Source organism: Halomonas sp. BM-2019, from assembly GCF_017584085.1.
Genome location: NZ_CP071922.1, coordinates 2,690,216 through 2,703,566, shown reverse-complemented (window position 1 = coordinate 2,703,566; position 13,351 = coordinate 2,690,216). Strand labels below are relative to the sequence as shown.

General features: G+C 50.5%; 9 protein-coding genes. All 9 read left to right on the top strand.

What is annotated here, in order from left to right:
* The first annotated feature begins 129 nt into the window (after positions 1-129).
* A complete protein-coding gene (locus J5F18_RS13515; protein ID WP_346299127.1) occupies positions 130-1,953 on the top strand; it encodes an ABC transporter ATP-binding protein in 1,824 nt (607 codons plus the stop codon).
* Between the two features lie 180 nt (positions 1,954-2,133).
* Positions 2,134-3,342 (top strand): hypothetical protein, encoded by a 1,209-nt coding sequence (locus J5F18_RS13510; protein WP_346299126.1) that lies wholly within the window; start codon positions 2,134-2,136, stop codon positions 3,340-3,342.
* 572 nt (positions 3,343-3,914) lie between these two features.
* Complete coding sequence (locus J5F18_RS13505; RefSeq protein WP_346299125.1) at positions 3,915-5,036, top strand: polysaccharide export protein; 1,122 nt, start codon at positions 3,915-3,917, stop codon at positions 5,034-5,036.
* A 127-nt stretch (positions 5,037-5,163) separates the two neighbouring features.
* Entirely contained in the window at positions 5,164-7,404 is a 2,241-nt protein-coding gene (locus J5F18_RS13500; protein ID WP_346299124.1) for a polysaccharide biosynthesis tyrosine autokinase, read from the top strand.
* 103 nt (positions 7,405-7,507) lie between these two features.
* A complete protein-coding gene (locus tag J5F18_RS13495; RefSeq protein ID WP_346299123.1) occupies positions 7,508-8,848 on the top strand; it encodes a hypothetical protein in 1,341 nt (446 codons plus the stop codon).
* A 62-nt stretch (positions 8,849-8,910) separates the two neighbouring features.
* Positions 8,911-9,855, top strand: a complete 945-nt coding sequence (locus J5F18_RS13490) for a glycosyltransferase (RefSeq protein WP_346299122.1) — start codon at positions 8,911-8,913, stop codon at positions 9,853-9,855.
* Between the two features lie 107 nt (positions 9,856-9,962).
* Entirely contained in the window at positions 9,963-11,108 is a 1,146-nt protein-coding gene (locus J5F18_RS13485; RefSeq protein ID WP_346299121.1) for a glycosyltransferase, read from the top strand.
* A 1-nt stretch (position 11,109) separates the two neighbouring features.
* Positions 11,110-12,279, top strand: coding sequence for a glycosyltransferase family 4 protein (locus J5F18_RS13480; RefSeq protein ID WP_346299120.1), 1,170 nt, complete (start codon positions 11,110-11,112; stop codon positions 12,277-12,279).
* A 183-nt stretch (positions 12,280-12,462) separates the two neighbouring features.
* On the top strand, positions 12,463-13,351 hold an 889-nt coding region (locus J5F18_RS13475), incomplete at its 3' end, for a DegT/DnrJ/EryC1/StrS family aminotransferase (RefSeq protein WP_346299119.1).

Genomic DNA, 13,351 nt, shown 5'->3' with positions numbered 1-13,351 from the left:
TTACTTTTCTTGCGTATCATAACACCTTGCAAGATTCAGCATAAATTCTGCTGGAGCCGATGATGAGCCTTCGCAGATCACAATTGTGAAACAATCCATGCTAGGGACGATAAAGGGGAAAGGTATCCTATGTTATCGAATATCAAGCAGCTCTATTCATTGCTAACCTCCGAGCAACGTAGGCGGTTGTTTCTCCTGCAGCTTCTTGTTGTGATGATGGCTTTCGCCGAGCTGGCCAGTATTGCGGCGATTGGTCCTTTTATGGCAGTGGTTGGGGATATGAGCCGTCTGCAGGGGGATGGCCTCCTGGCGAGTGTTTATTCATTCAGCGGCGCCAGTGACCCCACCACCTTTCTTTTATGGCTAGGCCTTTCTGTACTTATCGTGCTCACCGTGGCTTCCGCAATATCCATTTTTACCACATGGCGGCTGGCGCTCTACTCTCAGCAGGTGGGCGCAGAACTGAGCACGAGGCTGTTCAAGCACTATATGAAACAACATTGGCTATATCATGCAAGCGGCAGTAGCAGCCAACTGACCAACAAGATCTCTCAGGAAAGCCGGCGTGTGACAGATTTTGTGCTGACACCGCTTATGCATATTAATTCCAAGTTAGTGGTGGCTCTGTTCATTGCAACGGCAATTTTTGTGTTTAACCCATGGGTTGCCTTGAGCGGCCTGGCACTGTTTGGTTTCGTCTATTGGGCACTTTACCGTACAGTACGCCGGAAACTGCTGAAGAACAGCAACGTCGTCAGCGCAACCAACAGCATGCGGTTCAAGCTGATGAACGAAGGCTTTGGCGGAATCAAGGATACCTTGCTATTGGGCCGTCAGCATGACTTCAACCGGCGATTCGAGAAAACGAGCGAGCAGCTGGGGCGTGCCCAGGGGGTCACCAAGGGGCTCAGTCAGGCTCCTCGTTACCTGATGGAGCTGGTTGCTTTTGGTGCTGTCATCATGCTGGTACTCTATCTTCTGGTCACACACGAAGGTAACCTGGGTACGATCCTGCCGATTCTTTCTGTCTATGCGCTAGCAGGTTTCAAGCTGCTGCCTGCCTTCCAGCAGATTTATAGTGGTCTGGCAACAGTAAGAGGAAATATCTCGGCATTTCACAGCCTGAAAGATGACTTGGAATCCAGTCATGGAAATCAATCCAAAACGGGCGGTGATCAGCTGGAAATGCTTGAAGGTCCTGAGAGCCATGGGAAGTGGATTCCGCGGCAAGCGATTCATCTGGACAAGGTAACCTTCCGCTATCCTGACAAGGAGGAGCCGGCGCTAGATGAGCTGGATATTACCATACCAGTTAATGGTGTTATTGGACTGGTCGGTGCCTCCGGTTCAGGAAAGAGTACCGCTATTGACATGCTCCTAGGCCTTATTGACCCGCAAAAAGGGAGCCTGAAACTGGACGGAGACCCATTGACCTCAGAGCGTCGGCGAGCCTGGCAGAACAGTGTTGGCTTTGTCCCACAAAGCATTTTCCTGGCTGATTCCAGTATAAGGGAAAATATCGCCTTTGGTCTTCCCGCCGATAAAATTGATGACGAGAAAGTCAAGCGTGCCGCCACAATGGCTCACCTTGATGAGTTGCTGGAGCGATTGCCAGAAGGACTTGATACGCGTGTTGGCGAGCGGGGCATTCAACTTTCCGGTGGACAACGACAGCGTATCGGTATTGCCCGTGCCCTCTATGACGATGCAGAGGTGTTGGTTCTTGACGAGGCAACGAGTGCGTTGGATGGCATCACGGAGCGACTCGTGATGGATGCCATACACGATTTTTCAGGGAAAAAAACCATCATCATGGTCGCTCACCGTCTGGCAACAGTAAGGCCTTGTGATTGTATCTTCTTGTTGGAGGCGGGCAGGGTGGTTGACTGCGGTACCTATGATGACCTAGTCAATCGGAACAAGACCTTCCAGCGAATGGCTGAGCATGCCTGACGCTGTGGCCATCGTAATACCGCGAGTAATATCATTCATGACGTTCTGCTGACTGGTTGTTGGATTGCGATGGTGGAATTTCGAGTAAAAGAGACAATTTTCCAATCTTTAAGTTTCCATGTGAAGGAGAATCCTTGGAAGGTCAAGTGAGAGCTAGCCTTGTGAGGTCAGGAGAAAATTATGTCCTTGGGATCAATTGCAGATGACAACAATATCTTGATCGCGGCAACGGTAGGTAGTCACGTGGGCGGCACTCGTGCAGTTAGCCGTCCATCAGCAAACAATACAAAACCTAAGGATGCTTGTGTCACTACCAGTCAGATGGGTATGCAGCCAAGCGGTGACCCGGTAAAGGATCAAGAACAACTGCAGACCTTCCTGGATAATATTGCTACGGATGGCATAGAAGGGCTGATTGAAGAGGGCCACTGGCTGGCGTACAAGAAACTGGATTTGCATGATGGTACCCGGCTTAGCGGTCAGGGAATGGAAAGAACGATTATCGAGGCACGGACCGAGGATTGGCGCCAGGATAATTATGTATTGATGCACCTGAACGTCGATAGGACGCTTCATCATCATGGTGTCTTTCTCAAGGATTTTTGCCTGATTGGTGCCGATAAAGAGGCGACACACAATGGCCCCTTGATTCGACTGGAAGGGATGTCAGACTTTCTTCTTGAACGGATTCTTGCTGTCGATGCATCAAGTTATAGCTTCTACATTACTGGGTATGGCGTCGGTAACTTTACCAATGATATCCATAGCGATTTCTGGAACTCGACCCACCGGGGAATCATTCGCCAATGTCGGGCGCTGCGTGGGTTTATCGGCATCGGGTGTGAGGGCGGTGCCCAGAACGTACTGATTATGGGAAATCATACTGATGGCCAGGTGCTTCATGGTTTCCGATTAGCCTCAGCCTATGATACGCAGTTGATTGCCAATAGTGCCGTCAATACCCGTAACGGGTATTGGATTGACCGGCATCGGGGTATCCATGTGCTATACAACACCGCCAGTAACGTAGAACAGGGTTGCGCTTACGGAGGATTTCATCAGACCGATGATGGTGAAATCTCTACGGGTCTCTGGATCATGGGTAATCAGTTCAAGACGAGCAGGTCGGGAATCACCGATGCATACCAAGGCACTTCCGACAAGTTCACCCGCATGGTGAAAATCAAGGACAATTACCTTTTGGGGGGAGGGATTAGACTCCTGTGGTCCCGGCAAATCGATGTCCAGTCGAATGATGGAGATGGCAGTAACGCCATCGTGACCTCCCACAAGGTGTCAGGCATGATTGGTAATAACTATATGCGCTTGATGAATCGCTCGCCGGATGTCGTAGATATCGGAAGGAATATGACTCCCCCGTCAGCCTAGTACCCTGTCAGCATGGAGGGCAACCAGCATGGAGGGCAACCAGCATGGAGGGCAACCAGCATGGAGGGCTACGCGCAGCTCCATGCGAGCAGCCACTCTGGCTGTCCGGGACAGATAGCGTATCAAGTACTAGGTTTTTGGTTCTCAGGTTCCGGATGACTGCTTCCAGATGCTGCAGTCTCCAAGAAAGGAGCGACCTCCAAAAGACGAGTGACCGCCCCCTATTCTGATAAACTTGTTTAATATCAATATTTTATCTGCATGTTCGAGCCGTTCTCTTTCATCAGCTCGCATGATGTTTCAGGTCCTTGAGTATTAGGAAATTCATGCTCGTGTGGGTTCGTAAAATTTGTAATTTTGTGTAATTATGGTTGTACTCCTGTAACGCTCAGGCTCTCGCAGATATAGGCTCGGATCTCTCAGGAGATGAGGGCCAGGTGACAAGACCGGGTGGGACGAATCAGTCCGGCTCCAGATGGCTAAGGAGTCAGGTCGGTTACCAGGGGAACAGCATCTATCGGTCGCACCTAATCACAAACACTCGGAAAGTCGCACGAGTAAGGGAGAAGACCATGAAGAAGTTAGTACGTGGTACCTGTTTCGCTGTTGCGCTCTTGCCTATAGGGCTCATGGGGGGCTGTGCGCTCTCGCCAGGCGGTCATATTGACTACAAGGCTGAAGAAGTTTCCCTTGAAAATCAGGTAGATATTATCACCATTACGCCGAGTCTCGTGTCAACGTATCGCATGGACAACGATACCAGCAAGGCTCGTGGCATGACACCGGAGATGGTGAGAGAGATCGAGACTTACCAGTACCGTGTAGGGCCGGGCGATGTGCTGAATATCGTTGTGTATGATCACCCAGAGCTGACCATTCCGGCCGGAGGGGAGCGCAGTGCGGCAGAGGCGGGGAATACCATCCATGCCGATGGCACGATCTACTACCCCTACATCGGCAATATCCAGGTAGAAGGTAGGACGGTAAACGAGATACGTCAGATAATTACGCGTCGGCTGGCAACCTACATCACCGATCCCCAAGTAGAGGTCAATGTTGCCGCGTTTCGTTCAAAAAAGGTGTACATCAGCGGTGCTGTCAATAACCCAGGTGTTCAACCAATTACAAATGTTCCTTTAACTGTTCTGGATGCAATCAGCGCAGCAGGTGGCGCAACCGACAATGCCAACTGGCATAATGTTGTACTCACTCGGGGAGGCCAGGAAAGAAGCTTGTCTCTCTATGAAATGCTGAAGAGGGGAGATCTGACCCAGAATACTCTCATGCAGCCAGGCGATATACTGCACGTGGCATCTGCCGATAACCAGAATATTTCTGTATTGGGTCAGGTCAGGAATCCGGGTAATATCACCACCGGTAGGGAACGTTACAGCCTCACTGATGCCTTGGGTCGCGCAGGTGGTGTTGTCGAAACGCGTGCCGAGCCATCCGGCATTTTCGTTATCCGGGGCAATCCGCCGGGAAGTGAAAAAATGGCAACCGTCTACCAGTTGGATATCTCCAATGCGGTCGCACTTAATATGGGGTCCCACTTCCCGCTGCAACCACATGATGTTGTCTACGTGACCTCTGCACCGCTGGCGCGTTGGAACACTGTCATCAGTCTGCTGCTGCCATCCATCACCCTTCCCGGCACAGTGGCTACAACCACGAGCGATATTGGTGACCTATAACGCAAGGGAATCTATATCATGGAAGCCTCATCTACCTATGGTCTGAGGATCCGGTGAGGCTGTCATGATACTCAGAGCTGCATTCGAACCTGACATGCACCAGTACCCTATCGATGGATGACAGACAATGAATAGTTTCACTTCCAATAAACCCATAGTGCAGCCCAGCAACAATCCTGCACCGGCTGTCAGCGTGCCTCAAGGTGATGAGAATATCGACCTAGGTCGTACCTTGGGAATGTTACTGGACAATAAATGGAAAATTATTCTCAGTACCCTGCTGTTTGGGTTGGCTGGGTTGATCTATGCCTTGCTCGCCACTCCCATCTACCAAGGGGATGCGCTGGTGCAGGTGGAGAAGACCGGACCCAGGACCGGTGCCGACCAAATTGCCGCGATGCTCCTGCAGGAGGAGCCTGTCACCGGTGCTCAGATGGAGATCCTCCGATCCAGACTCATTGTTGGCCAAGCGGCCAATCGTCAGAATCTGGATATCAGTGTGTCCCCGGCTACATTTCCCATTATCGGTGGCGCTATCATCCGGTATGAGGTCCCCCGACCCGACTTTGCGCAGGGGCGACCCGAAATCTGGGGTGGAGAAAGGATTCTCGTCGAGTCACTGAGTGTGGCCCCCGAGCTGGTTAACAGGGAACTCACCCTGGAAGTGACAGGTGAAAATAGCTACCGGATTCTGGACGTTGATGACCATGAGCTGATGAGCGGCCTCTCCGGGCAGCGCTCGTCGTCGACCGAGCCATGGATGGAGATTTATGTCAGCGACATCCAGGCCCCCCCCGGGGCTCAGTTTACGGTGGTCAAGCGCAGCCAACAGTCAATGATCAATTACTTACGGAATCGCTTCGTAGTCTCTCAAAAAGGAGACCGTGACACGGGAATCCTGGAGCTTGTGCTGACCGGCCCAGACCGGGCGGAGGTAGAGTCCTCGCTGAATGCGATCACGGAAGTCTATTTGGCGCAGAATATTGCACGTCAGGCCGCTGAGGCAGAAAACAGCCTGCAGTTTCTCGATGAACAGCTGCCACGTGTGCGTGAGCAACTCGTGGAGGCCGAGAATCGCCTGAACAGCTATCGCATGGAACAGGAAAGCGTCGATCTGACAGAAGAGACGCGCAACGTGTTGGCCAGCATGGTTGACATAGAAAGCCGCCTGAATGACCTCGATCTGCAAGAGACCGAGCTGTCGCGCCGCTTCACCCCGAATCATCCCATGTATGCTTCCCTGCTTGAAAAGAGGGCGCAGCTGGAACGTGAACGTGCCAACCTGGAACAGCGCACCAGTAATCTTCCCGAAACTCAGCAGCAGATTCTTCGCATGAATCGCGATGTAGATGTGACTCAGCAAATCTACGTGCAATTGCTGAACCGCATGCAGGAACTCAACATTGCCAAGGCTGCAACCGTTGGCAACGTCAGGGTTATTGACTTTGCCGTCACTCGGTCTAGTCCGATCAAGCCAAAATCAGCTCTGATTGTTATCATTTCACTACTTGTGGGTGCCTTGTTGGCTACCAGCATTGTCCTCCTCCGTGGATTCCTCAACAAGGGAGTAGAAAGTGCCGAGCAGCTGGAAGACACCGGGCTGCCTGTATACGCCACAGTGCCACGCTCAAGTGATCAGATGAAACTTGTCAAGCGTGTCAAGTACCGTAATAGCAAGGGGTCACAGCATGCCATTGGGAGCTTCCTTGCCGAACTCTACCCCACGGATATGGCAGTTGAGGCCATTCGTGGCCTTCGTACCAGCTTGCACTTTGCGATGATGGATGCCCGCAACAACTCCATCATGATCACGGGGCCGAGTCCCGGCATCGGCAAGAGCTTTGTTACCATCAACCTGGCGTTCGTCTGTGCTCAGGCTGGACAAAAGGTCCTTATCATCGATGCGGATATGCGAAAGGGAAATCTCCATTTTGCCTTTCATGATAAGTCTGAACATGGTCTTTCGGAGGTGCTTTCCGGCAAGCTGGATGTCGAGGGGGCCATACGTACCTCTGAGGTTCCTGGGCTGAATTACATGACCCGCGGGGTAGCACCGCCTAATCCCTCAGAGCTTCTGATGCGTCATACTTTTGCGGAGATGCTCGATAAGGTTAGCCATGATTATGACGTGATTTTCATCGATACACCGCCGATTCTGGCCGTCACGGATGCTTCTATCATCGGAAAAGTCGCAGGAACTTCACTGATGGTGGCTCGCTTTGGTGTCAACCCTCCGCGGGAGGTCAAGATCGCAGCACGCCGTCTTGCCAATACCGGTGTGCCTGTCAAGGGATGTATCCTGAATGCCATCGAGAAGACCGCAGCAATCAGCTATGGTTACGGGTATTACAGTTACTCCTACAAATAACTCGGGCATCAGGGGCTGGCACATGGATGCCAGTCCCTGAACGTTACTCCACGAGTCTATGCCTGAAAGCCGAACAGGCTGAAATGCACAAGGGTGGATCGCCGTGAAATACACGACCAGAACTGCCGATGTTGATAGCTTCAGGGGAGGGCTACGCTATATTCATGGGATTACTTACCCAAGAATATTCATGCTCACCCTGTTTCTTTACCTTTATTTGTTAAGCCCGTACTTTGACCTCCGTGTCATGGTTCTGCACGGCGGCATGTTGTCAATCCTTATCTTCTTTGGCATGTACCCTATCCTTACCGGTAGGGCGTTTCTCCAATTGCCTCTGGTTCTGACACTTATCACACTGTGTCTTTTCTTTCTCTACAATCTCACGGTGCTGATCTTTTATACTGACGTGTTCAATACGACTTTCTCCAACTATATCATCCAGGTTGCGATTTATATACTCGTGGGCTATGTGCTCGCTCTCTCCTTCATGAAGAATGCCCTGGATATGGATCAGGCATTGACGATTTGTTTCAAGCTGATTGTTTTCATTGTTTTTGTCAACGCTGTCATTATTGTACTGGAGTATTTTTTCCCTCCATTCCGAATCGCCATTGAGTCCATGCTCTATCTTTCTGAAAGCGCTAACATCGATTATCTGACGAGAGAGTTTCGATTACGTGGAATTGCTTCCGGTGGTGCGGCAAATCTTTCGCTATTCCACGGTACAATGCTGATTCTTCTTCAGGCATTGTACTTGAAGAAAAAGATTGGCTTTACTTATTTCGCCATTGCGTCATTGACTATATTTACTTCTCTGCTGTTCATTGGCAGGACAGGTATTGTCATGGCAATCGCCGGTATTGTCATGTTTCACTTTCTCAACTTCGTCATGTCAAGGGACAAGCTCTCGGCACGGCGAATGCTGATATATTTATTCGTTTCCGCGATTGTTGTCATCATTCCGCCAACCTTTGCCATGCTGTTTCCGGATAACCTCCTTGCTTATTCCATTTCCTTTCTGTACCAAGGCGTAGAAGGTGTTCAGCAGGAGGGAACAACGGATGCTTTACGGAGAATGATCAATATCCCCAACGAGTGGCCCAAGCTTTTGTTCGGTGTGGGGTCTCACTGGGGTGATTTCGATCTGAGACGAAGCTATGATATAGGCTATTTGAAGATGTTTACCGCATTGGGAATACCGCTTGCCGTCATATTTTATCTCTTTGTGGCATATCTAGCCAAGCATGTGCTCACAATTACTCATTACAAGAGTTTTTGGATCGTGTTTATGATGATAATGTTTATATCCGAGTACAAGGAAGACTTTATTTTCAAGGGGTATTCCGCAAGACTTATGTGGCTGATGATTGGTATGGGGTTGTGTTACAAGTTTTCGCAAACCTATTTGAAACAAAGGCAAGGTCGAGCCGTGTCGGCTTCCTGAGGTCACGGCATCAAGCGAGTTTCAATTACCATATGGAATCAAGTGGAATCAAGGAGTTGGCCATGAAACCTCTAGTAACAGTCATCATCCCCGTTTACAACAAGGAAAAATATATTTCGCGCTCCATCCAGTCTGTGCTCGATCAATCTTATACTCAAATCGAACTATTGATCGTGGATGATGCAGCAACCGATGGCAGCCTTGCTCGGGTTGCGGAATTCGATGACCATAGGATCAGGGTGATACGACGCGAGACCCCCGGTCCAGGGGGGTACGCCGCAAGGAATCTGGGCGTAGAGAATAGCTCGGGTGAATGGGTGGCCTTTTTGGATGCAGATGATGTCTGGCTGCCCGATCACTTGGAACGTGCAGTCCAGATGACTCGTGAATATCCGGATATTCCGATCATTTCGGCAGGCCGGATCAACCAGACCGGCGACAAGCAGGAAATGGATCCTTTTACTCAACACTTCATTGATGACGGAGTAAAGGTGCTCTATCTGTCCGACTATCTCAAGTTCGCGTGCAAGGGTATGCGAGCCATGCAAACTAATACACTGCTGCTGAATCGAAAGGCTCTGTTTAGTTGCAAGATATTTCCAGAGGGACGAACAGACCGTTCAGGTGACTTGTATGCATGGGTGCAACTGTTGGCAAGAATGAAAGTGATGGTATGGTCACCGCATATTTCAGCAATTTCCTATCGTGATGTCATCGGTGTTTCCAGAACCTCCACTCCCTCAATCAAGCTTTTTCGAGACATGGTAGATGACTTGAGTCCTTACGTGAGCCGCGAGGATGTGAAGTGGATCAAGAACTTCGCTAATCATATGGTACAGTACGCGTGGTTGGAAAAAAAGAAGAAGCGTGTGTCACTTCCTTTTTCTGTTCTTCCTGGTTCGTTTTACTGGTCGTCAGATCCATCATTCTGTTTGAAGTGGACAGTTATTTCCATCATGCCCTTCGGCTTTCTTGAGTGGGTGCATAACCGTTATCTGGCTGGATAGTGTTGACATCGCTTGCCTCAGTTTTTACCCCAAGGTAGGCCGTCTCATGATTCTGATTGCGTGATATTTAATTTGAATCTCGATTCATGGCCGGAAAAGGAAAGCCAATGCATATTGTTCATGTCATCACTAGCCTCTATCCGGGTGGTGCTCAGTCAGCGTTGCTTCGACTTTGCTTGCACGACAGTGGTAATCGTCATACGGTGATTACAATGATAGGAGGTGGCGAACTTGAAGAAGAACTCAGTTCGAAGGGTGTGAATGTCGAGAATTTGGGATTTTCTTACAGTAGTGGGCTTTTGACAGGCATGGCAAGACTCTGGAAACTGTTGAGGAAATATAAGCCGGATCTCGTTCAAACCTGGATGTATCATCCTGATCTGATCGGCGGTATTTGTGCTCGATTGGCAGGGGTCAGGCATGTTTGCTGGGGAATACGCCACACTCGTCTGGAACATGGAAACAGTTCACGGTCATCGATCCTGTCGGCCAAGTTTTGTGCAATACTGTCGGGATTCGTTCCAGCACGCATTGTGTGCTGTGCGCATGAATCCATGCGAATTCATGAGTTACTTGGTTATCGGTTGGACAAGATGACCGTAATTCCCAACGGGTATGATCTAGCCGCGTTTTATCCCTATCCCCATGAAAAACAGGGTGCTTTATCGGGAATTCCGGAAACTGCAGATGATCTCCCTGTGCTTGGCATGGTCGGACGTTACAATCCCCAGAAGGATCACCTTAGTCTCCTGAAGGCATTGGCTGAGTTGAGGAATCGCAACATCGATTTTCTCTGCCTTTTGGTGGGCGAGGACCTCGACTCTAACAATGAGACGCTGTCCCATGCTATTTCAGAATTGGGGTTAGGCTCCCATGTGCTCATGCTTGGCTTGCGCACTGATATTCCTGCTATCATGAACCGCCTTGATCTGCATATACTTTCCAGCTCTTTTGGTGAAGCCTTCCCCAATGTCGTGGCTGAGGCGATGGCATGCGGTACGCCCTGTGTGGCAACAGATGTAGGTGACACGGCCCTTATCATCGGCGGTCATGGATGGATTGTTCCCCCGAGGAATCATTTGCTACTGGCCGATGCCATACAGTCAGCGATCGACGAGTATTATAATACTCCAGTGCTTTGGACCATGCGTCAGCACTCTTGCGCTGAACATATAAAGCAAAATTTTACCATCGACAAGATGGTTAGCTCATTCGGTAGTGTATGGTCTGAATGCCTCGCTGCTAAGGAATAATATGAAATTTCTCATAATTGCGGGTTTATCAGATTCGCTCATCAACTTTCGTGGCCACCTCATTTCCGACTTGATTCGGCGGGGGGTCGAGGTCCATGCGGCGGCGCCTGATCTTACAAGGGATTGCCAGACTCGGGCGAAGCTGGAGAAGAAGGGTGTGATTGTCCATGATATCTTTCTCAGACGTACAGGAGTAAATCCATGGCATGATTTTCTAACTTTGATAGGAATGATCCGTCTGATGCGGACAATCAAGCCCGATAACGTCATGGGCTATACCATTAAGCCTGTTATTTTTGGGACAATGGCCGCATCTCTGTCGCGCTGCACCGGTCGCTTCGCACTCATTACCGGCCTTGGCTACTCTTTCTCCGGGGACTGTGTAAATTTCAAGCATCGCTTGATCAGTAATATTGCATCAATGCTATATCGATTATCACTCCGCTCTGCCAGCAAGGTGTTCTTCCAGAACCCCGATGACCAGGCTCTGTTTCGCGAGAAGAAGATACTCAATAGCAAGACGCCATCGGTTGTCGTCAATGGGTCCGGTGTCGATATTGAACACTTTGTCCCTAGTAACTACCCTTCCCGTGTTACCTTTCTTTTCATTGCACGATTGCTGATCGAAAAGGGAGTCAGAGAGTATGTGGAAGCAGCTTATCAGCTTAAGTCGGTTTATCCAGAGTCCACTTTCCTCCTTGTTGGTGAGTTGGACAGCAACCCCAACTCCATTACTCGTGAGGAACTCGATCGTTGGATCGATGATGGTATCGTCTCTTATCTGGGGGTGATGGATGATGTTCGATTGGCTTTCGGGTCCTCCAGTGTCTTCGTTCTGCCCACGTTTTATCGAGAAGGTATCCCACGGACAATTCTAGAGGCTTTGGCGATGGGTCGCCCTGTCATTACTACCGATACGCCGGGGTGTCGTGAAACCGTGATTGATGGGGAGAACGGGTTCTTGGTATTCCCGAGAAATTCCGGCGAATTGGCCCACGCCATGCGTGTTTTTCTTGATTCACCTGACCTTGTCGCCGTGATGGGAAAGCGGTCGCGTGAAGAAGCCTTGAAGAAATACGATGTTCGCCTCGTCAATTCCAGCATGCTCAAGGAGATGGGGCTGGACGATGAGTCGACTATTTTATCACGTGAGTTTCTTCACTCTTCATGACGCATTGATGCTTCGTTTTTTAGCGATAAGCGAATTTTTAGTTGTTTCTTGAGGATGGTTTTTTGCGGAGCTGTCGAGCCTCTTTTATTCCTGTTGGAGTGGTAGGGTGTCACCGTCAACACAATGCAGGGCGCTCGACCCCTCGAGTAGTTTACTATGGCATAGCTACATGGAGCACGTACCATGCTTAACACCCCGTTTTCGCCGTGGCCCTCCTTTACCCAGGAAGAGGCCGACGTGGTTCAAGCCGTATTGCTATCCAATCGAGTCAATTACTGGACGGGAAGTCAGGGTCGCGAGTTCGAACGTGAATTTGCCGAGGCCGTGGGGTGCGAATATGCCATTGCGGTCAGTAACGGTACGGTAGCGCTCGAGCTTGCCTTGCATGGCCTGGGTATTGGCCCAGGGGATGAAGTGATTGTGACATCTCGGACTTTTCTTGCCTCGGCCTCCTGTATTGTGGCGGTTGGTGCAACCCCCGTTTTCGCTGATGTTGATCGTAATTCACAGAACATTACGCCTGCAACAGTAGCGGGCTTGATAACGCCTGCCACGCGCGCGATCATTGCCGTGCATCTGGCCGGGTGGCCATGTGATATGGAGGGTCTGTTGGCTCTGTCGCGAAATGGCATCTATGTCATCGAGGATTGTGCTCAAGCCCATGGTGCCCGTTTCCAGGGGCAGAGTGTCGGGACCATCGGTCAAGTGGGTTGCTGGTCGTTCTGCCAGGACAAGATCATGACGACGGGAGGGGAGGGTGGCATGGTCACCACCAATGATCCCGAACTGTGGCGGCGCATGTGGTCCTACAAGGACCACGGCAAGAGTTTGCGCGCCGTGTACCATCAACAACATCCACCAGGTTTTCGCTGGTTGCATGACTCCCTGGGAACCAACTTTCGCTTGACCGAAATGCAGGCGGCGATTGGCCGGGTTCAGCTACAACGCTTGCCGGAATGGACGGCCGCGCGTCAATACAATGCAACTCGAATCTGGGAAGCCGCCAGCGCCTGCCCCGGGTTACGTGTACCCGTTGTTCCGGACAGTCATGTGCATGCAGCGTACAAGTGTT